19 protein-coding genes are annotated in these 20,656 nt (G+C 61.9%); 10 read left to right on the plus strand and 9 right to left on the minus strand.

Annotated features, from left to right (window positions below; all coding sequences use genetic code 11):
- The first annotated feature begins 9 nt into the window (after positions 1–9).
- From aceK to ACN9MY_RS01095, 4 genes are all read left to right on the plus strand, one after another.
- Positions 10–1,833 (plus strand): bifunctional isocitrate dehydrogenase kinase/phosphatase, encoded by a 1,824-nt coding sequence (gene aceK / locus ACN9MY_RS01080; protein ID WP_426319981.1) that lies wholly within the window; start codon positions 10–12, stop codon positions 1,831–1,833.
- Positions 1,826–3,025 (plus strand): acetyl-CoA C-acyltransferase, encoded by a 1,200-nt coding sequence (locus tag ACN9MY_RS01085; RefSeq protein ID WP_426166679.1) that lies wholly within the window; start codon positions 1,826–1,828, stop codon positions 3,023–3,025. The genes aceK and ACN9MY_RS01085 overlap by 8 nt, the downstream gene beginning before the upstream one ends.
- 5 nt (positions 3,026–3,030) lie before the next feature.
- Positions 3,031–3,699, plus strand: coding sequence for an SDR family oxidoreductase (locus ACN9MY_RS01090; protein ID WP_426166681.1), 669 nt, complete (start codon positions 3,031–3,033; stop codon positions 3,697–3,699).
- Between the two features lie 72 nt (positions 3,700–3,771).
- Positions 3,772–4,899, plus strand: coding sequence for an acyl-CoA dehydrogenase (locus ACN9MY_RS01095; protein WP_426319984.1), 1,128 nt, complete (start codon positions 3,772–3,774; stop codon positions 4,897–4,899).
- 12 nt (positions 4,900–4,911) lie between these two features.
- Here ACN9MY_RS01095 and ACN9MY_RS01100 read toward each other — a convergent pair whose 3' ends face one another.
- The gene (locus ACN9MY_RS01100) at positions 4,912–5,466 is read right to left on the minus strand and encodes a tetratricopeptide repeat protein (RefSeq protein WP_426166685.1); all 555 of its coding nucleotides are present in this window, start codon (positions 5,464–5,466) and stop codon (positions 4,912–4,914) included.
- A gap of 58 nt (positions 5,467–5,524) precedes the next feature.
- Here ACN9MY_RS01100 and ACN9MY_RS01105 point away from each other — a divergent pair, with 58 nt between their 5' ends.
- Positions 5,525–6,205: a response regulator gene (locus ACN9MY_RS01105; protein ID WP_426166687.1), complete on the plus strand. Its 681-nt coding sequence runs from the start codon at positions 5,525–5,527 to the stop codon at positions 6,203–6,205.
- Positions 6,206–6,237: 32 nt separating this feature from the next.
- Here the strand turns inward: ACN9MY_RS01105 and ACN9MY_RS01110 are convergent, their stop codons facing one another.
- The 3 genes from ACN9MY_RS01110 to ACN9MY_RS01120 all read right to left on the minus strand — a co-directional run bounded on the left by ACN9MY_RS01110 (position 6,238) and on the right by ACN9MY_RS01120 (position 8,363).
- Complete coding sequence (locus tag ACN9MY_RS01110) at positions 6,238–6,933, minus strand: hypothetical protein (RefSeq protein ID WP_426166689.1); 696 nt, start codon at positions 6,931–6,933, stop codon at positions 6,238–6,240.
- Positions 6,933–7,808 carry a MipA/OmpV family protein gene (locus ACN9MY_RS01115; protein ID WP_426319986.1) on the minus strand — a complete coding sequence of 292 codons (876 nt, stop codon included), beginning with the start codon at positions 7,806–7,808 and terminating at the stop codon, positions 6,933–6,935. Before ACN9MY_RS01115 ends, ACN9MY_RS01110 begins: the two co-directional genes overlap by 1 nt.
- A 66-nt stretch (positions 7,809–7,874) precedes the next feature.
- Positions 7,875–8,363: a hypothetical protein gene (locus tag ACN9MY_RS01120; protein ID WP_426336736.1), complete on the minus strand. Its 489-nt coding sequence runs from the start codon at positions 8,361–8,363 to the stop codon at positions 7,875–7,877.
- A 134-nt stretch (positions 8,364–8,497) separates the two neighbouring features.
- Between ACN9MY_RS01120 and ACN9MY_RS01125 the strand changes: the two genes are divergently transcribed.
- Positions 8,498–9,802, plus strand: a complete 1,305-nt coding sequence (locus tag ACN9MY_RS01125; RefSeq protein ID WP_426166693.1) for an ATP-binding protein — start codon at positions 8,498–8,500, stop codon at positions 9,800–9,802.
- Here the strand turns inward: ACN9MY_RS01125 and ACN9MY_RS01130 are convergent.
- The 4 genes from ACN9MY_RS01130 to ACN9MY_RS01145 form a co-directional block, all read right to left on the minus strand.
- Complete coding sequence (locus ACN9MY_RS01130) at positions 9,799–10,710, minus strand: YihY/virulence factor BrkB family protein (RefSeq protein ID WP_426166695.1); 912 nt, start codon at positions 10,708–10,710, stop codon at positions 9,799–9,801. The two genes, ACN9MY_RS01125 and ACN9MY_RS01130, sit on opposite strands and share 4 nt — an antisense overlap.
- A gap of 150 nt (positions 10,711–10,860) precedes the next feature.
- A complete protein-coding gene (locus ACN9MY_RS01135; RefSeq protein ID WP_426166697.1) occupies positions 10,861–11,823 on the minus strand; it encodes a S66 peptidase family protein in 963 nt (320 codons plus the stop codon).
- A 112-nt stretch (positions 11,824–11,935) separates the two neighbouring features.
- Complete coding sequence (locus tag ACN9MY_RS01140; protein ID WP_426166699.1) at positions 11,936–14,692, minus strand: TonB-dependent receptor; 2,757 nt, start codon at positions 14,690–14,692, stop codon at positions 11,936–11,938.
- A gap of 85 nt (positions 14,693–14,777) precedes the next feature.
- Positions 14,778–16,460: an ABC transporter substrate-binding protein gene (locus ACN9MY_RS01145; RefSeq protein ID WP_426166701.1), complete on the minus strand. Its 1,683-nt coding sequence runs from the start codon at positions 16,458–16,460 to the stop codon at positions 14,778–14,780.
- Between the two features lie 133 nt (positions 16,461–16,593).
- Here ACN9MY_RS01145 and ACN9MY_RS01150 point away from each other — a divergent pair, with 133 nt between their 5' ends.
- Genes ACN9MY_RS01150 through ACN9MY_RS01165 form a run of 4 tightly spaced genes read left to right on the plus strand, consistent with a single transcriptional unit; the run spans position 16,594 to position 20,189 of the window.
- Positions 16,594–17,832: a nucleoside recognition domain-containing protein gene (locus ACN9MY_RS01150; protein WP_426166703.1), complete on the plus strand. Its 1,239-nt coding sequence runs from the start codon at positions 16,594–16,596 to the stop codon at positions 17,830–17,832.
- A 10-nt stretch (positions 17,833–17,842) separates the two neighbouring features.
- The gene (gene dacB / locus ACN9MY_RS01155; RefSeq protein ID WP_426336737.1) at positions 17,843–19,420 is read left to right on the plus strand and encodes a D-alanyl-D-alanine carboxypeptidase/D-alanyl-D-alanine endopeptidase; all 1,578 of its coding nucleotides are present in this window, start codon (positions 17,843–17,845) and stop codon (positions 19,418–19,420) included.
- Positions 19,421–19,429: 9 nt separating this feature from the next.
- Positions 19,430–19,690 (plus strand): hypothetical protein, encoded by a 261-nt coding sequence (locus ACN9MY_RS01160; protein ID WP_426166707.1) that lies wholly within the window; start codon positions 19,430–19,432, stop codon positions 19,688–19,690.
- Entirely contained in the window at positions 19,674–20,189 is a 516-nt protein-coding gene (locus tag ACN9MY_RS01165; RefSeq protein ID WP_426166709.1) for a DUF2939 domain-containing protein, read from the plus strand. The genes ACN9MY_RS01160 and ACN9MY_RS01165 overlap by 17 nt, the downstream gene beginning before the upstream one ends.
- Here ACN9MY_RS01165 and ACN9MY_RS01170 read toward each other — a convergent pair.
- The gene (locus tag ACN9MY_RS01170) at positions 20,184–20,651 is read right to left on the minus strand and encodes a hypothetical protein (protein WP_426166711.1); all 468 of its coding nucleotides are present in this window, start codon (positions 20,649–20,651) and stop codon (positions 20,184–20,186) included. The genes ACN9MY_RS01165 and ACN9MY_RS01170 overlap by 6 nt on opposite strands.
- Positions 20,652–20,656 lie beyond the last annotated feature (5 nt).

The following is a 20,656-nucleotide window of genomic DNA, read 5'->3' on the forward strand; positions in this document are numbered from 1 at the left end:
AAGGCCGCCATGATCCACGCCGCCTTCCCCAAGCTGCTGTCGTCGCAAATCGCGTTCGACATCGCGCGCACCATCCGCGAGGGGTTCGACAAGCACTACCGCCTGTTCCGGCAAGCGGCGCAGGCGGCCAAGCGGCATTTCGAGCAAGGCGACTGGGCGGTGGCCCAGGTCGCGGCGCGTGAACGGATCGACTTTTACGACAAGCGCGTGCAGGAGTGCGTGCAGATGCTGGAGGACGAATACGATCCGTCCGAGCTGACCGATGAAGTGTGGCGCGAACTCAAGCTGCACTACATCGGCATGTTGTCCGGCCACAAGCAGCCGGAGCTGGCGGAGACTTTCTTCAACTCGGTGTGCTGCAATATCCTGCACCGCTCCTACTTCCACAACGAATTCATTTTCGTGCGCCCGGTCGTATCGACCGAGTACATCGACACGGAAGAAGTAGCGCCGACCTACCGCGTGTACTACCCGGGCAAGGACGGCCTGACCTTCACGCTCAAGCGCATCGTCACCAACTTCCAGCTGAACACCCCGTTCGCCAACCTGTCGCGCGATGTCGCGCTGGTGGAAGAACGGCTGTCCGACCTGTTCGGCGAACTGGAACCGAATGCGCAAATACAGATTCTTTCGAGCCTGTTCTTCCGCAACAAGGGCGCCTACATCGTCGGCCGCGCCATCAACGGCAGCCGCGAACTGCCTTTCGTGGTGCCTATCCTGCACAACAAGAACAAGCAGCTGGTGCTGGATGCAGTGTTGACGGAGCAGCAGGACATCGTTCTGCTGTTCTCGTTCACGCGCGCCTACTTCCTGGTCGACATGGAAGTGCCGTCGGCCTACGTGCAGTTCCTGCGCAACCTGCTGCCGCTCAAGCCACGCAGCGAGATCTACACCATCCTCGGCCTGCAGAAGCAGGGCAAGAATGCCTTCTACCGCGACTACCTGCAGCACCTGAAGCACTCGTCCGACCTGTTCGCGATTGCGCCCGGCATCCGCGGCCTGGTGATGCTGGTGTTCGCGCTGCCGTCCTTCCCTTATGTGTTCAAGGTGATCAAGGACTTCTATCCGCCGCCGAAGGAAACCACGCGCGAGCAGATCAAGTCCAAATACCTGCTGGTGAAGCACCACGACCGAGTGGGCCGCATGGCTGACACGCTGGAGTACTCCAACGTCGCCTTCCCGCGCAACCGCTTCAGCGAAGAGCTGGTGATGGAGCTGAAGCACTTCGCACCATCGCTGATCGAAGAAGAAGGCGATCAGCTGGTGATCAAGCACCTGTACATTGAACGCCGCATGGTGCCGCTGAACATGTTCCTGTCGCACGCCGATGAAGTGGGCGACGATGCGGCACTGGAGCATGGCATCATCGAATATGGCAACGCCATCAAGGACCTGGTGGCAGCGAATATCTTCCCGGGCGACATGCTGTACAAGAATTTCGGCGTCACCCGTCACAAGCGTGTCGTTTTCTACGACTACGATGAAATTGAATACATCACGGACTGCAACTTCCGTGTGATTCCGGCGCCACGCAACGAGGAGGACGAAATGTCCGCCGAGCCGTGGTACCCCATTGGAAAGCACGACGTGTTTCCCGAGCAGTTCGACAAGTTCTTGCTCGGTAACGCGAAAATCCGAAAATACTTTATGAAGCACCACGCCGAGCTGCTCTCGCCTCACTGGTGGGCCAGGAAAAAAGCGCTGATCGCCAGTGGTGTCATTGAGGACGTGTTCCCGTATCCCCAGCACGTCCGTTTCCGCAACCGAGATTCGCTGCCCGAGGCAGCGAAGCAAGCAACACCTTCCCTTTTGGAGACCTTTGAAAATGAATGACCCAATCGTAATCGTCGGCGCAGCACGTACCCCAATGGGCGCCTTCCAGAGCGACTTCGCAAGCCTGAGCGCCAATGACCTGGGCGCAGTGGCCATCAAGGCCGCCGTCGAACGCGCAGGCATCAAGCCGGAAGCAGTCGAACACGTCTACTTCGGCAACTGCCTGATGGCAGGCCAGGGCCAGGCGCCAGCACGCCAGGCTTCGATCAAGGCTGGCCTGCCGGTATCGGCCGGCGCCGTGACCCTGTCCAAGATGTGCGGCTCCGCCATGCAGGCAGCGATCTTCGCCTACGACGCACTGGCAGCCGGCAGCGCTGAAGTGATCGTGGCAGGCGGCATGGAATCCATGACCAACGCCCCTTACCTGATTCCGAAAGCACGCGGCGGCTACCGCATCGGCCACGGCATGATGTTCGACCACATGATGTACGACGGCCTGGAAGACGCCTACACCCGCGACGCCAAGACCGGCGCCGGCCGCTCCATGGGCACCTTCGCCGAACAGTGCTCGGCTGCCTACAAGTTCACCCGCGAAGCGCAGGACAACTTCGCCATCGAATCCGTCAAGCGTGCGCAAGCGGCACAGGCATCCGGTGCCTTCAACTGGGAAATCGCCCCGGTGACCGTATCCGGCCGCGCCGGTGACGTAGTGATCGACAAGGATGAAGGCCCGCTGAAAGCCAAGATCGAAAAGATCCCAGCCCTGAAGCCAGCCTTCGCCAAGGACGGCACCATCACCGCCGCTTCGTCCTCCTCGATCAACGACGGCGCTGCCGCCCTGGTCATGATGCGCGAATCCACCGCCAAGAAGCTGGGCGCCACCGTGATCGCCAAGGTCACCGGCCACGCCACCAACTCCCTGGTGCCGGAACAGTTCACCACCGCCCCAGTGGGCGCGATCCAGAAGCTGCTGGCCAAGACCGGCTGGAAAGTCGGAGACGTTGACCTGTTCGAGATCAATGAAGCCTTCGCCGCCGTGCCAATGGCAGCGATGCACGACCTGGACATCCCGCACAGCAAGGTGAACGTGCACGGCGGTGCTTGCGCCCTGGGCCACCCGATCGGCGCCACCGGCGCGCGCATCATCACCACCCTGATCGGCGCATTGAAAGCCAAGGGCGGCAAGAAGGGCGTGGCAGCACTGTGTATCGGCGGCGGCGAAGCCACTGCCATGGGCATCGAGCTGGTTTAAGCACGATGGCGCTGGCACTCGTTATCGGCGCCTCGCGCGGCATCGGCCTGGAACTGGTTCGCCAGTACCTGGCCGACGGCTGGCGCGTGATCGCCACGGCCCGCAGGAAAGAAGATGTCGCCATGCTGGCCGAGATGGGTGCCGAAGCCCATAAGCTGGATGTAACGAATGTGGAAGCCGTAGCAGGCCTGGGCTGGAAACTGGATGGCGAACAGCTGGACGTCGCCATCCTGAACGCCGGCGTGTACGGCCCGCGCAGCGACGGCTTCCCGATGCAAACCGATTTCGACGCCGTCATGCACATCAACGTGCTGTCGGCGATGCGGCTGCTGCCGATCATCGCGCCGCTGGTGTGCGCGGGCCGCGGCAAACTGGCCGTGATGTCGTCGCGCATGGGTTCCCTCAGCGAGCGCCAGGGTTCATCCGGCTCGCTGTACCGCGCCAGCAAGGCCGCGCTGAACTCCGTGCTGGTCGACACCGCGCACCAGTTCGGCCCGCAAGGCGCCACCTGCGTGGCGCTGCACCCGGGCTGGGTGCGCACCGACATGGGCGGCGCCGGCGCCGCGCTATCGGTCGAAGAAAGCGTGCGCGGACTGCGCAAGGTGCTGGCCGAACTGCCGGCATCCGAACAAGCCGTCTACCGAGACTATGACGGTTCACCAATAGGCTGGTAAAGCCGAGCCCGTGTCACACCCTGGGGTCACACCCCAAGTGTGACACGGGCCCAGCCGTACAGAAAGATAACAATGATCCTCAACGAACAACACGAAATGATCCGCGACGCGCTGCGTGCGTTTTCGCAGGAGCGCCTGGCGCCCAACGCAGCGCGCTGGGATAAGGAACATCACTTCCCGAAAGAAGAACTGAAGGAACTGGCGGCATTAGGCGCCTTCGGCGTCGCCGTGCCGGAAGAACTGGGCGGCGCGGGCCTCGATTACGTTTCGCTGGCACTGGTGCTGGAAGAAATCGCGGCCGGCGATGGCGGCACCTCCACCGTCATTTCGGTGAACAACTGCCCGGTGTGCAGCATCGGCTTGATGTATGCGAACGAACAGCAGAAGCAGCAATGGCTGCGCCCGCTGGCGCAAGGTGAGATGCTGGGCGCCTTCGCCCTGACCGAACCGCACACCGGCAGCGATGCCGCCGCCCTGCGCACCACCGCCACGCTGGATGGCGGCGACTACGTCATCAACGGCACCAAGCAGTTCATCACTTCCGGCAAGCATGCCGACGTGGCGATCGTGTTTGCCGTGACCGACAAGGCAGCCGGCAAGAAAGGCATCAGCGCCTTCTGGGTGCCGACCAATACGCCCGGCTACATTGTGGCTGGCATCGAGCACAAGATGGGCCAGCATTCTTCCGACACCGCGCAGATCCTGTTCGAGAATTGCCGCGTGCCGGCAGCGAACATGATCGGCGAGCCAGGCCAGGGATACAAGATCGCCCTGTCCGGCCTGGAAGGAGGCCGTATCGGCATCGCTTCGCAATCGGTCGGCATGGCGCGTTCCGCCTTTGAAGCAGCGCTGAAATACGCACGCGAACGTGAATCGTTCGGCAAGCCGATCTTCGAGCACCAGTCGGTGCAGTTCAAGCTGTCGGAAATGGCGATGCAGCTGGAAGCCGCACGCCAGCTGATCTGGCATGCCGCGTCGCTGAAAGACGCCGGCCAGCCGTGCCTGAAAGAGGCGGCGATGGCCAAGCTGTTCGCCTCCGAGATGGCGGAGCGCGTCTGCTCCGACGCGATCCAGATTCACGGCGGCTATGGCTACACTGCCGACTTCCCGGTGGAACGCATCTACCGCGACGTGCGCGTTTGCCAGATCTATGAAGGCACGAGCGATATCCAGAAACTGCTGATCGCCCGCGCGTTGTGATGCAAGCGGGAGCTACGGCTCCCGCGTCGGCGGTTGTTGCGGCGAACCCGGGCAATCGCCGAGGCTGTCCAGGCTCTTTTTCGCCTGCTCCATTCCGTTCTGGCTCGCCATCGTGAACCAGTACTTCGCCTCGGTACACTTATCCGGGCTCGAAGTGCCCAGCACGCGCACGCCCAGGTTATATTGGGATGTCACGTGGCCATTTAATGCCGCCTTCCTGAACCAATAGTAGGCTGCTTCACGATTGCGGGTCGTAAAATCATAAAAGAAGCCCAGGCGGGCGGCCGCCCTGTTGTCGCCGGCATTAGCTTTGCCAACCAGTTCATTCCTTTCGGCTTCAGTCAACAAGAATGCAGAATTCGCATAATGCGGCTCTGCTTTTTTGGGCTGTTTATCATGCGCAATGACTTCAGTTGAAAGCAGGCACGCAGCGGAAAGCACGGCAATAATAGCGGTCGGTTTCGGCACATCGGTTCCCTTTGAGTTCTGGCAAGCATTACATGTTGCATGCCAAATGGCCAGCCCTTCGCGAATTTCGTCTGTTTGTAACACTTTGTCGGATTTCAAGTGCATATATGCTGAGAGGTTGTGGCTCTTATAAAATGTCCGCCATAAGGAGAAAGACATGGTTCATGTGATGTTGGTGGAAGATGATGAGCGCCTGGCCGAATTGGTCACGGAGTACCTCGCCGGTTATGAATTCAAGGTCGAGGTGGTGCCGCGCGGCGACGAGGCCCTGTCGCGCTTCAAGGCGGCCAATCCCGACGTCGTGGTGTTGGACCTGATGTTGCCGGGCATGGATGGCATGAAGGTCAGCCAGCAGATTCGCGACATCAGCGACGTGCCGATCCTGATCATGACCGCCCGAGAGGATTCCTACGATGAGGTATCGCTGCTGGAGCAAGGCGCGGACGATTTCATCAACAAGCCGGTGCAGCCGCGCGTGCTGCTGGCGCGCCTGCGCGCCCTGCTGCGCCGCCGCCAGGGCAAGCCGGAGGTGGACCACCTGAGCTTCGGCCAGCTGAGCATTGCGACCAGCGACCGCTCGGTCACCTGGCGCGGCCAGCCCTGTCCATTGTCGAATACGGAATACAAGCTGCTGCTGGTGCTGGCGGAAGCTGCGGGAACCGTGCTGTCTCGCGATGCGCTGCTGAAGACCATGCGCGGCATTGAATTCGATGGCCTGGACCGTTCGATCGATAACTCGATTTCAAAACTGCGCCGCAAGTTCGACGATACCGATGGCGAGAAGATCAAGACCGTTTGGGGCGAGGGGTACCTGTTCTCGCCGTCGGCCTGGAACTAGAACCGGTCAACCTGGGTCAGGTCCTGGCCCGCTCATTCAAACAGCGGCGCAATGGCGAGCGGGGTATTCTGGCTGACGACCTGGCCCTGCGCAGACCAGTCGGCAAAGCGGTAAGTAGCGGTACGATAAGTGCCGAGCGTTTCGCCGTCGAAGGCTGGACCATCAACTACTGGCAGGGGCGCTTCGCGCGGCCCGTATTTCGCCTGCACCAGCGCATCCGCGCGATTGCCGAACACGAAACGCACACCGCCGCACTTTTTCGAGCCGTAGGAGGAATCAATGTAGCGCTGGTAGGCCAGCGCCTGTTCGCACGCTGCCCGCAAGTCGGTCGACTCGTAAATGCCGTCGTTGCGCGTCAGGATCGTGACGCGCGGCGCAAAGCGGTAGCTGGCCATGCGGCGGTTCAGCGCCAGCACGGCGTTATCATCGTAGGCTGCCTTCAGCAGCGGGAAAACGGCGCGGCCGGTGGCGTCCAGCGGCAGGTTAAGCTGGGTGTTCTTGCCTGTCAGCGTCAGGTGCAAGCCTTCCAGCGTCGCCATCGGATCACGCGGGCTGACTTCGTAATGGATCTGCAGGAAGTTCTTCGGCTTGCCGTATTTGGCAAACACGACCATCTGCTTGTAAGCGTCGCGATAGCTGACCCACTCCTCCTGCGCCTGGACGGCGCAGCTCACCACTGCCAGGCATACAGCCGGCAGCGTGGTGCGGAGCAAGGTCAAAATCTTCATCAGAATCGGTAAGCCAGGGCCGTGGAAACGGAATAGTTGGTAGCCCGTTCGACCAGCGGGCTGTCCTTTGCATCGCCGACAAGGCGGTTGACCGTGGCGCCGGAAGTCAGCATCCAGCTTGGGCTCAACGCCCAGTTCCAGCGCACGCCGGCGCGCACATCCTGAACGCCAGCGCCGGGGCGGTAAGCGCTATTGATGCCGGAGCGGTCGGCTTCGTCCTGGGTCACACCAAACCAGGTTTCGCTATAGGCGCGGTTGACCAGCGAAACGCCGGCCGACAGCACCACGCTGTGGTGCGGCGCCACGTCTGTCATCATGTACTGCATGGCGGCATGCAGGCGCGCACCATTGCGCTCCCTGCCGCTGCCATAAGTCAGCGTGTTCGTCAGGCGCAGCTTGGGCGACAGGTAATAGTTGAAGAAGCCGCCGGCCAGGACGCGGTGTTTGATCACGTCCATATCGCGCAGCCGGTTGGAGTCAATTTCCTCGCGCTCACGGAACTCGTCAGGGCGAAGATTGGTGTGGGCTGTGCGCGCGCCGGATTCTGCGGACACGCCGCTGAAACTGAAGGAGACGCCATCCTGGTCGCGGCGCGGCGACAGTGCCAGCATCGGCCCGAATTCCACCGATGGCGTCTGCGACAGGTGCCAGCCCAGGGCGGTGCCGGAAACAAAAATACCATTGCTCCACTGGACCTGGAGTACCGGCATGGCCAGGGTGCGGTTGTCGCTCGATCCGTCGTAGCGGGGAACCGACTGGGCGCCAATACCAATATACATATCGCGGCTGCCGTCTGGCATCGGGTTGGTGGCCGGCGTCTGCGCAGCTACGGTGCTGCAGGCGCTGGCAATGGCTAGGAACAGGTACTGTCGCATATATACGTCTACTGTTGGGATAGCCGTACATTTTAAATGCAATACCATCCCATCCCTCTAAAACGCTCAGTTCCTGATGAAGTTCACCGTTGTATCGATGCGATCGACAACAATCATCTGCACCGGTGCGGTGACAACTGCAGCGCACATCATGGTGGGCAGCGGCGGGGTCAGGTGATAATTGACTGCCACCATGCCGCCGCTGATAGCCACGCGGTCGATCGCGTACGAGGAGCAGGGATCGACATAGCCCCACGCCACGGCCAATACCATCTTGCGTGTGAAGTCGACGTTAGGCAAATCGGGCACAGGGAAGATGTTCAGGTAGGTGCTGTACCACAGCTTTTGCATGCTTTCGCTGTCGCGAACCACGAAAGTGGTTGGTGTCTGCACACCCGAATAGCTCACATTTGCGAGTTGTTCGAAAGCCAGCGTACCGTCAGCTAGCCGTGGTGCGGCAGCCAAGGTATGCGTGGTCGCACCGCCGCCTCCGCCGCCGCAGGCGACGAGGAACAGGGCTCCCAACACGGGCAGGCAGCGAATGATCTGGTTCATGACGATTTCCTCCCGGCGATGGTGTGATCTTAGGTAAAGCATCGCCTGAAATCCGCCCTGAGCTGTACGCTTTTTGTCGCAAATTTGTACGACAGGTTCACTGCAAGCCATTGTTTCTTATACAATACGCCTTGATGAATCGCCTGTTCTTCCGTTTTTTCATACTGGTGATGCTGTCCATCAGTGCGGCGGCATTCATCGTCTATTTCGCCATCAACCGCCTGTTTGGCGACCCCCTCGATTCGATTGCGCGGCGCCAGGCCGCAGCCCAGATCTTCCTCCTCGAGCAGTACATCGACCAGGCCCCGGCCGACCAGTGGCTGGACCGCCTGAACAAGGTGCGCGAGGTTTCCGGCGTGCGTTTCGAGCTGGTGCCGCTGGGCGATGTGCGGCGGCAGCTGTCCGGCATCGACGCGGCGGGCTTCGAGCGCGGCGACGTGGTGCTCGATATCGGGCGCAAGGCCTTCTACCGGCGTGTGGACCTGGTCGGTGAGCGCTATATCGGCAGCAACGAGGAAGCGCTAGTGGCGCAGGACTTGCCGATCGATATCGGCTTTGCGCTATCGATGGAGGCGGTGCGCTACCTAATCGTGGCCCTGGTGCTGCTGATTCCGATCGCGGCCTGGTCGCGGGCGCACTGGCAGGGGCTGCAGCAGCTATCCGATGTGGCGGACCGCTTCGGCGGCGGCGAACTGGGGGCACGGGCGCATATGGAGCCCAAGGACAGCATCTATCCGCTGGCGGAGCGCATCAACCACATGGCCGACCGCATCGAGCGCTTGCTTGATTCCCAGCGCAACCTGCTGCACTCGGTGGGGCATGAGATTCGCACCCCGATCGCACGGCTTGAATTCGCGCTGGAGTTGCTGCGCGATGCGGCGGAAAACCCGGCGCTGGACAAGCGCATCAACGCCATGGAAGGCGACCTGCGCGAACTGAAGGAGCTGGTCAACGAGCTGCTTGGCATGACCCGCCTGGATGCCGAACAGCACCTGCAGCGCCGTCCGTTCGACCTGAGCTCGGCACTGGCCCATTGCCGCGAGACCCTGCCGCCTTCCGAAGGCATGCTGCTGGAAATGGAATTGGGCGGCACGCTGGGCCAGTTCAGCGGCGACCAGCGCTTGCTGGAACGCGCGGTCGGCAACCTGCTGCGCAATGCGCTCAAATACGGCACGCGTTCGGTGCGCCTGGGCGCGGCGCGGATCGGCAGCGTAGTGCAGGTGGTGGTCGAGGACGATGGTCCCGGCATCCCGCATGCCGAGCGCGAACGCATTTTCGAACCCTTCTACCGGCTGGACCGCAGCCGCGACCGCAATACGGGCGGCTTCGGCCTGGGGCTATCGATCGCGCGCAAGGCGGTGCAACTGCATGGCGGCACCCTGGTGGCCGGCAGTTCCGCGCTGGGCGGGGCGCGCTTCACGATCACGCTGCCGGGCTAGCAGGCGGTCTTGGTCTGCAGGCGGTGCGGGGCCTTGTTCTGCTCCCCGCGACCGACCCGTTCGAATTCCGAAATCACCTGCGCGCCGAACAGCAGCAGGGTGGCGCCAATTTCCAGGCTGAACATGACGACGATGGCCGTCGTCATCGAGCCGTACACCAGGTTCACCTGCGACAGTGTGGTGAAGTACCAGACCAGCACATGGCGTGCTACTTCCCACAGCGCAGTGGCGGTGGCGCCGCCGATCAGGGCGTGCGGCCAGGACAGGCGACCGACCGGCATGACCAGGTAGATTGAGCTCAACATCAGAACCTCCCCCGCCAGTCCCAGCAGGTAGAGCAGCACGCCGGACAGGCCGTGCAGCGACCACTTATAGCCGAACAGGTGCACGCTTTCCTCGCCGATCACCTGCAGGCTGCCCGCCACCAGGGTCATCACCAGCGCCCCAACGCCAAGGAACAGGATGTAGCAGTAGGGCAGGACCGCCGACACCAGGTAATGACGCCGGCGCACCTTGGCGCGGTGCAGGAAGATGAAGCACATGGCGTTTTCCAGCACGGAGAAAGCCAGGGAGCTGAAGAACAGCATCACCAGCACCAGCGCCCAGCCGACCAGTTCACGATGCTCCAGGAAATGGCCGACTTCGGCCACCACGGCCTTTGACTGCCCGGGGATCAGCCACTCGAGATAGCGGCCGATAATCTGCAGCAGCTCCTGCTGTGGAATGATATGGGACAGCGCCACCACCACCAGCATCAGCAGCGGAACGATGGACAGCAGCGAGTAATAGGCCACGGCGCCGGCCAGCAACAGCCCCTGGTTGGCCCGGAAACCCTTCAGGCACTGCAGGGCAAAATCCAGGGGATGCGCCAGCACAAAAGCCACCGCCCTGTGCTTGAGTATTCGCATCGCCCCATTCTACGCCGAAGTCCGCTGACGAGCCCGTGTCACACCGTGGGGTCACACCCCGAGTGTGACACGGGCTCGACTGTGCATTAGTTGAGCTCGTGTCACTGTTAGGGTGTGACCCCATGGTGTGACACGGGCTCTGCTGTGGCGCTAGGAGACGGCGGGTTCGAGCAGGGTGAGGGTCTGACGTTCGGTGTCGAGGCGGGCGCGGATGCCCATCGGGAGGGTGAACTGGTCGCGGATATGGCCGAAGCTGTAGCCGCTGACGGCGGGTACTTTCAGGGGCTTGAGGTGTTGGTCGGTGGTTTCGTCCAGCGTCAGGGAAATGTCGCTGTCTTGCGGGCCGCAGTTTTCGCAAATGCCGAGCATGATGCCGGCGGCCTGATCGAATTTGCGGTTGAGCTGGAGCTGCATCAGCATGCGGTCGATCCGGTACGGCGCTTCGTTTACCTCTTCCAGGAACAGGATGCCGCCCTTGTAATTGCTGGCGTATTCGGTGCCGACCAGGGCACTGACCAAGCATAGGTTGCCGCCAGTCAGCGGACCTTCACACTGACCGGGCACCACCGTGCGCAGTCCGTAGTGCGGTTCTTCCTCTGCCTTACGGCTGTTTTCCAGCGCCATCGGGATGGTGTATTCGTCCTCCGGTTGCATCAGCACATGCATCAGATGGGTCACCGAGTAGTCGGAGAAGGTGGAGGAGGCTACCGGGCCGTGGAATGTGACCAGTCCGACCTTCTTCTGGATCGCCAGGTGCAACGCCGTGATGTCGGAGTAGCCGATCAGGATCTTGGGATTGCGGCGGATCAGCTCGTAGTCGAGGTGCTCGAGCAACTGGATGCAGCCAGAGCCGCCACGAATTGCCCAGATCGCGGTAACTTCGGGGTCGGTAAACATGGCGTGCAAGTCTTCCAGCCGCTGCTCGGGGAAGCCTCCGTAGTTGCCATACACGGCTTCCAGGTTACGGCCCAGCTTGACGTGGAAGCCCAACGATTCAATATTCTTGATGGCCTTGGCAATCGCCGGGGCGTCGGTGTGCCCGCCGGGGGCGATCAGGCCCACCGTATCGCCAGCTTTCAGGCGTGGCGGCTTGACCAGGGCGGTTTTCTTCATGGTTGGCTTTCGGGAAACTGAACGGCCGCCTGCCGCTGCCGATACTCCAGGGAGTGTGGCAGCGGCCAGGGCGGCCGTTACGATTCGGCCAAAACTGCGCCGGGTAATCACATCAGTAGAACTTGTATTTCAGGTTGAGCGCGAAGGAGCGGCCACGGCCGTCTGCCACGCGCGGGTCCCAACCGGCGCCCACCACCTCGTCCACATTATGGGCGGTGAATGGCGGGTCGGTGTCGAACAGGTTCTGGATGCCGGCCGTGATGGTGGTGTTCTTGAAGCCGGTGTACGTGCCCGAAATGCCGAAGATGCTGTAGTGCTTGATCTTCGGGTCAAAGCCGGCGGGCGGCGTGCCTTTGCCGCCATTTGGCAACTGGTCAGCGTAGTGCGAGGCGAATTTGTTGTTGAACAGTACACTCCAGTCGCCGCGCGAGACGGTCAGGCCGGCATTGTGCTTCCAGCGCAGGTAGACGTCGCGGGTGGCGAACTGGCCGACTTGCTCGATGAATGGCTGGCCTTCGAACTCGGCGAACTTGAAGGACTGCATCCAGGTGCCATCCAGCGTGGCGGTGGTCTTGTACTCGCCGAACTTGCCGTCATGGCGCATGCCCAGGTCCAGGCCGCGGGTTTTCAGGCCGGCGGCATTGATCCAGCCTGCCTCCACGTGGTCGATCACACCGGTTTGCGGGTTACGGATGATGTAGTCGTTCAGGTACTGCCAGTTCTTCAGCACTATTTGCGGCGTGCGGTTCAGGATGCGGTTCTGGATGTTGATCGCCCAGTAGTCCAGCGAGGCGGTGAAGCCGGTGAACGGCGCGATCACCATGCCAAGCGTGCCTTGCTTGGAGGTTTCGGGCTTCAGGCCCGGATTGCCGCCCGAGAAGTAGTTCAGGCGTGGAATGGCGCAGAAGGCCGGGTCGCCCGGATGCTGGGCGCAGCCCTCCTGGTCGATGGTGCCGTTGGGCAGTTCGCCCAGCAGGCGGCCCGAATAGAGCTGGGTAAAACTCGGCGCCAGGAAGCCCTTCGAGGCGGAGCCGCGGAACATCAGGTTCTGTGATGGCTGCCAGCGGAACGACACTTTCGGGTTGGTGGTGGCGCCGATCACCGAATAATCGTCGCGGCGCACTGCGAGTTGCACTTCCAGGTCCTTGATCACCGGGACGATCATTTCAGCGTAAACCGCCTTGATATTGCGGCTGACCCGGTCCTGGTTGGCGTTGCCGGGAGCGAGCAGGATCTTGGTCGCGTCGACATCCTGCGCGAACTCGTAAGTTTCCTTGCGCAGGTCGAGGCCGACTGCCATCGATACGGCACCCGCCGGGAGCTGGAATACCTCGCCCGAGATCGAACCATCGAGCTGGGTCATGGTGGTCTTGCCATGCTGCAGGCGCCCGCGGAACTTGGTCGATTCGATCAGGTTCATGGCTTCGTCGGTCTGGCTCTGGCCGGGCAACAGCCACGGATTGATCTTGCCGGTGCCAAGGGCTGAGTAGATCTGGCTGGTCCAGCCATAACCGTCGACCAGGTCGGTCTTGGTGGTGCTCTGGGCGCGCGACAGGCCAAACTTGTAGTCGTATTTACCCGCCAGCACGCCTTCCATGCCGATCAGTCCGCGCAGGTTTTCGGTCACGTTCTCCTGGGTGCGGTTGCCCCAGGGGGTTGAGCGCCATTTGTAGATGATCGGCTTGGTCTTGTCGTAAGCAGGAATGAACTGCGTCATATCCAGGTAATACGGGCCATTGACCGGATAGGCGGCGCCATTGGCCAGGCTGGTCGAAATCTGCACCGGGGTCAGTTCGGCAGTCGCCTTGGTGCGCGAGCCCAGCAGCTCCGCGAACAGCTTGTGCTCAGGGCTCAACTGGAAAGTCGCGCGCGAGATAGCGTTGGTGCGTTCGACCGGGAAGCTGATCACGTAGTCCGCGCCATAGTCATAGGCACAGGAATACCTGGTGCGGGTTGGCGCCGTAACGTCTTTCCACAGGTCGGTCTGGTATTGAGACATGCCGGGAATGCTGCCGCACTTGCCCTGGAAGCTCAGCGGGCTGGCCTGTAGGTAGGTGGTGTTGTCTCCTGGGACCTTGAAGCCCGTTCCCAATGCCGTGCCGGCGCCGGTCAGGATGTTGGCGTAGGGCGTGCCGGTGGTGTCCGGCGACAGGCCGCGCTCCGGCTGGAAGCCATTGGCGAAGTCGCGCTGGCTGGACGACAGCTTGTCGTTGACGTCATGCGTCACGCTGGCCATCACGTTCCAGCCCTGTTCGGCCAGGCTGCCCACGCCGCCCAGCAGGGAGTACCGGCGCTGCATGCCGCCACCGGCTTCAGTTGCGTTGTAGCTGGCTTCCGCTTCCAGGCCGGTGTAGTCCGTCCGCAGGATGAAGTTGACCACGCCGCCGATCGCGTCGGTGCCGTAAATGGCAGAAGCACCGTCTTTCAGGATTTCCACGCGCTGGATGGCTCCGAGCGGAATCGAATTCAGGTCGACCGCCTTGCCGGAGGCGCCGTGGTTGCCCACGCGGCGGCCATTCAGCAGCACCAGGGTGGCGTTCGGGCCCAGGCCGCGCAAGGAGGCGAAGGAGGCGCCGCCGGACACGCGGTCGGCGTCGGCGCCGAACACGTTGTTACCCGAAGTCATATTGTCGGCGCCGGTACCGTTGGCGGAAATGCTGCGCAGCAGGTCCTCAGTGCTGGTGATGCCGGCCTTCTTGATGGCATCGAAGGTGATGACTTGTACCGGGAGGGCGCCTTCGGCCGCTACACGCTTGATGCTGGAACCGGTGATCTCGACGCGCTGCATCGGCTGCGCAGCTTCCTGTGCGATTGCGGGGCTGACCACTCCAATGAGCGCAATCAGTTGCGCCAGCTTTTTAACCTTCACGAGCCTCTCCCAAGATAGGTGTTTTTTGCAGGTTAGCTCCGGAGAAATCTTGTCATCCAATGAAAATTACTCTTACGTCCATAACCTAATGTAATGCCGGCGTCACATTGCTTTTTGCTTCAATGTCGAGGTAGCGCCAGTTGGTGAGTTCGACTGGGTGTCGGTTGTAGTTTTTAAGCCACGGTTGCTGGATATCGGCCGAGATCGGGTGGATCAGCAATACCCAGGGGTTATAGGCGTGGATCAGCTGGTTCAGCTCGCGGTACAGGGCGTTGCGCTCCGCACCGTCGCTGAGCTGGCGGGCTTTCTCGTAACGGGTGTTGTAGTCAGGCAGGTTGAAGCGGGCGTAATTGGCGCGGCCGCTATTTGGGCCCCACAGCAGCTGGAAGAAGTTGTCCCCGTCCGGGAAGTCGGCGATCCAGTTGGTTTCGAACATCTGCACCTTGCCGAGGCGGCTGGCCTTGATGATTTCGGTCTTCTTGTCGGTCTTGAAGCTGACCCGGATGCCCAGGGCATTCAGGTTCTTGCGCCACAGCTCGTCGCGCAGGCGGCCGACCATGGTCGGCTCGCTGTGCATGACCAGCGCCAGCGGTTGCCCGTTAGGCAGGGTGCGGAAGCCGTCCTTGCCCACCTTGTAGCCGAAGCGGTCGAGCAGGGCTTTGGCCAGCTTGGGGTTGTAGCTGATCGGGCTGCGATAGGCCCGGTCGTAGCCCAGCACGTTCGGCGGCAGCGGGCTTTGCGCGGGGATGGCCAGGCCTTTCTTCAGCAGGGCGATGTCCTCGGGGCTGTTATAACCCAATGCTATGGCGCGGCGCAGGGCGACCTTTTCCTTGCTGTAGCCGCCGATCACCGGATCGTCCATGTTCATCCACATGTAATAGGTCTGCAGCACCGGGAATGGGGACAGCACCATGCCACGTGCGGCCAGGTCCTTTTTCAGCACTGGCTTGGCCGACGACGGATCGAGCACCATGTCGCGCATCGACTCGGGCACCTGCTCGATATAGTCGAACTCGCCATTCAGGAAGCCCAGCACGCGCGACTGGTATTCCTCCATGATCTTGACTTCGACCTTGTCGACAAGCGGCAGGTGCTTGCCTTGCCAGACCTGGTGGTAGCCCTTGTTGGCGGCCAGCGTGATCTTGTCGCTGCGCTTCCATTCTTCGATGACGAAGGGACCGCTGCCGACCGGGTGGTTGCCGACCTGGCTGCCGTAGGCATCGGTCACCTCTTTCGCCACCGCGCCGGTAGCCGGCAGGGCAAGATAGAACAGCAGGCTTGGGTCGGGTTCTTTCAGCGTCAGGCGCAAGGTGTACTTATCAAGCACGCGCAAGTCCGCCAGTTTGCCCTCGAACATGAAGGACCAGGGCGACTTTAACGCCGGATCGAGGAGGCGTTCGATGGCGAATTTATAATCCGAGGCCGTAACTTCGCGCTTCTTTCCCTTAAATGCGGGATCATCGCTGAAGAACATGCCGGGCTTGAGGTGGAAGGTCCAGACCTTGCCGCTGGCATCGCTGGTCGGCATTTCGCGCAGGCTGCTGGGGGCCAGTTTGACCGGGCGCGCTTCGTAGTCGTAGCGCAGCATCGGCTCAAACAGGTTTTCAAGCAGGCTCAGGCTGGCCAGATCGGAGGCGACGGCAGGATCGAGGCCGGTTTCGCCCGTCGACAGGAAGGCGTGCAGGACTTTGTCGGCTGCCAGCACTGCCGGAGCTGCGCCAGCCAGGGCAAGGGACAGGGCGGCGGCGAGAACGCGAAAGTTTTTCATGCGGCGGAGCATAAGCCAGTGCGTGGCGATACGCCAGCTTATAACTTTTTTACATGAGCGAAGCGCATACTTTCATCCGCTGGCCCTATACTTTCGCTGCAAAATTGGTCATTCCACTACAAGAAGTACATCCATGTCCCTCAATTACATCTGGTCCGGATTTTTCCTCGTCGGCTTCGCAGCCGCCATCATCCAATGGCTGTTCATGGGCGATACGGAGATCTTCAAGAAGATCATCGACGGGACTTTCGAATCCGCCAAGCTGGGTGTGATGGACATTGCGCTGCCGTTGGCAGGCGTCATGACGCTGTGGCTGGGGATCATGAACGTAGGCGAAAAGGCGGGCGCAATCGGCTGGCTGGCCAAGATCATCTCGCCCTTCTTCTCGCGCATCTTCCCGGAGGTGCCGAAGGACCACCCGGCCACCGGTCATATGGTGATGAACTTCTCGGCCAACCTGCTGGGCCTCGACAACGCCGCCACTCCATTCGGCCTGAAGGCGATGGAAAGCCTGCAGTCGCTTAACCCGAACAAGGACACGGCCAGCAACGCCCAGATCATGTTCCTGGTGTTGCACACTTCCGGTCTGACCCTGATCCCGCTGGCGATCATGGCGCAGCGCGCCATCCTCGGCGCGGCCGATCCCTCCGATATTTTCATTCCGTGCATGATCGCCACCTACGCCGCTACGATCACCGGCATCATCGCGGTCGGCATCCGCCAACGCCTGAACCTGTTCGACCCTGTGCTACTGGCCTGGATCGGCGGCATGACGGCGGCCATCGCGGGACTGATCTGGTATTTCACCGCTTTCCTCACGCGCGAGCAGATCGAGGTGGTGTCCAAGGTGGCGTCCAACCTGATCCTGATTTCGATCATCGCGGCCTTCATCATCGGCGCCTTGCTCAAGAAGGTGAACGTGTACGAGGCGTTCATTGAGGGCGCGAAGGGCGGCATCCAGACTTCGCTGACGGTGATTCCTTATCTGGTCGGCATGCTGGTGGCGATCAGCGTACTGCGCAACGCGGGCGTCTTCGGTTTGGTAATGGATGCTTTCAACTGGGTGTTCAGTGCGCTCGGCCTGCGCACGGATTTCGTGCCTTCGCTGCCGACCGCGCTGATGAAGCCTTTCAGCGGTTCCGGTTCGCGCGCCATGATGATCGATGCGATGAAGACCTACGGACCCGACTCCTTCGTCGGCCGCCTGGCTTGCATCTTCCAGGGTTCGGCCGATACCACCTTCTATATCGTGGCGCTGTACTTCGGCTCGGTCGGCATCCGCAAGACACGCTATGCAATTTCCGCCGGCCTGATTGCGGATCTCGCGGGGGTTTTGACCGCGATTGCGGTAGCCTACGTGTTTTTCGGTTAAGGACCCATTGATGCGCCGCCTGCTTCTTGCCACATTGTTTGCCACATTGTTTGCCACATTGTTTGCCGCAATCAGCGCTTGCGCCCAGGCGGCGCTGCCGGAGCCGATCGCCAGGCTGGCCGCCGAAAAAGGCATTCCGGAAAATGCCATCGGGGCGGTGGTGCTGCGCGGCGATGAGGTGCTGGTGTCGCACGAAGCGACGCGTACCTTTACGCCTGCCTCGATCATGAAGCTGTTCACCACCATGGTGGGCCTGGATGTGCTCGGGCCCCAGTTCCGTGGCCGCACCGAGCTGCGCACAACAGGAGAAGTTGCGGGCGGCGTGCTGCATGGCGACCTGGTGCTGCGCGGCGGCGCCGATGGCGACTTCACTGCCGACGCCTTCACGCATATGCTGGAAAAACTGCGCACCAAAGGCATCCGCAGGATCGAAGGCAACCTGGTGCTGGACCGCCAGCTCTGGCAGCCGGCGCGTGCCGATGCAGGTGCGCCGCCGTTCGATGAATCGCCTGAGGCGTATTACAACCTGATTCCCGATGCGCTGCTGCTGAACATGAACCTGCAGACCCTCGATATCACGTCCGATGCGAAGTCGATCAAGGCCAGCGTGCTGCCGGAACTGGACAATGTGCGCGTGCGTTCCGAGCTGACCTTGGTAGACCGCGATTGCGCAAAGTGGGAGGACGGCTGGAAGATTCCCGAATACGTGCGCAACGGTCCAAACCTGACCGTGGTGCTGAAGGGGACATTCCCGCGCAACTGCAGCCGGACCAATGTGATCAATGTCCTGGACCGCACGGATTACGCCGAGCGCCTGTTCCGCGCGACCTGGGAACGGCTTGGAGGCCAGTTCAGTGGCCAGGCGGTCGAGGCTTCCGAGGCGCAGTCACGCGCCTTCAATAGCGGTTCGTCGACGCTGTTGGCCGAGCATGTGAGCCGATCCCTGCCCGAGATGGTGCGCGATACCAACAAGCTGTCCGACAATGGACTGGCCCGCACCATTTTCCTGAGCCTGGGCAGCCTGCAGGCCGATCCCTTGCTTGGCAGCCGGCCGCTGCCCGACCTCGCGGACGCTCCCGCCGCCCAGCCCCAATGCTGCGCCATGATGGATGCGCCACCTCGCATGCCCACGCAGGTCCGTGCCGAACTTGAGATCCGCACCTGGCTGCGCGGCCAGGGCGTCGACGATACCGGCATGGTGTTCGAAAACGGTTCCGGCCTGTCGCGCATCGAACGATTTACTCCCAATCAGATGGCCGGCCTGCTGAGGGTCGCGCAAACGTCCCTGTGGGCGCCCGAGTTCCTCACTAGCCTGCCGATTGCGGCGATCGATGGCACCATGAGGCGCCGCCTGAAAGAAAGCCCTGCAGCGATGCGCGCCCGCATCAAAACCGGTTCCCTCAAGAACGTGGTCGCGATCGCCGGCTACGTCCCCGACGCCAGTGGCCGCCAGTGTATCGTGGTGGTCATGGTCAACCACGAACGCGCTGGCAACGGCAATGGCCGCGCGCTGGCAGACGGCGTGATCGATTGGGTCGCGCGCAGCGCGGCACCGCAAGCGGCAAACGAGGTGCCGAGCGCACGATAAGGAGCATCCATGAGCGAAACGAAACAGTATTGGTTCCCAGCCAAAAGCCATGGCTGGGGATGGGGCGTGCCTGGCACCTGGCAGGGTTGGCTGGTGCTTGCCGCCTACGTGGTGGCCATGGCGGCCGGCGCAGTGGTGCTGAATCCTGCGCGTTCACCGCTTGGATTCCTGGTCCTGACCACGGCCGCCACGGCGATCTTTATCCTGGTTTGCTACCTCACGGGTGAACCTCCGCGCTGGCGTTGGGGGAACGATGGCAAGACGAAGTAAAGGGATTCCGAGCGCGCTGCTGGCGGTTGTAGTTGCGGTGGCGGCGTATTGGTACTGGTCGCCGCTGCTGGTTGTGCACCAGATGAAGGAAGCGGTGCGGGTGCATGATGTGGAGGCCTTCAATAGCCACGTCGATTTTCCGGCGCTACGCGAGAACATGAAGGACGATATCGCCGGCAAGCCGGGCGACGATGCGCTCAGCGGCTTCGGGCGCCTGCTCGGCGGCGTGGTGGTGGATGCACTGGTGCGGCCGGAGGCGGTGATGTTTGTGCTGGAGCACGGTGATTTTGCGAAGAAGCGCGACCGGCGCCACGAGGATCGCGACGCCCGTGACCGTGAGCGGGAACGGGACGAAGAGCCGGACTCCGGCGCAGCGAAACCGAAATGGGTGACCGAGCGCGATGGCGTCGACCGCTACATCGTCCGCAACGACAAGATCGCGCTGGTCTTCGTCCGCAACGGCTTTGCGGACTGGAAGCTGTCCGAATTTCGCCTATGACGCGCGCAGCACCTTGCGCGTGGCCCACACGATTGGAAGGCTGAACAGGAAGATGTGCGACAGGATGTCCATGCCCCATGAGAAGGCATTGAACGTCACCGGGCGCGGGAACGCCGATAGCGGCAGCACCACCAGTCGCATCGTGAAGAACACCAGCAGGCCGTAGCCGACGGCCGCCAGCAGCGGTTTGCGCGCCAATGCCGGGGCGCGTCGCGCCGCGAAGAAGAAGAGCGCCATCCACACAAAACTCAAGGCGAAGTGGCAGGCCAGGCCGAATGCAGCGGCGGGAGCGCCGCCGGTGAAGGCCGCCTTGCCCAGTGCACCGCTGGCCACCACTTGCAGCAGGCGCTCCGGCGGCATGCCGTTATAGCCGGCGAAGCTGATCGCGAACAGGATGTCCAGCAAGCCGCCCAGCGTGCCGCCGGTCAGGATTGCTCGTGTGGTAGACCAGGGCTGCTGCATAAGGG

The sequence above is a fragment of the Pseudoduganella sp. R-31 genome, assembly GCF_049913235.1.
Taxonomy (GTDB): Bacteria; Pseudomonadota; Gammaproteobacteria; order Burkholderiales; family Burkholderiaceae_D; genus Rugamonas.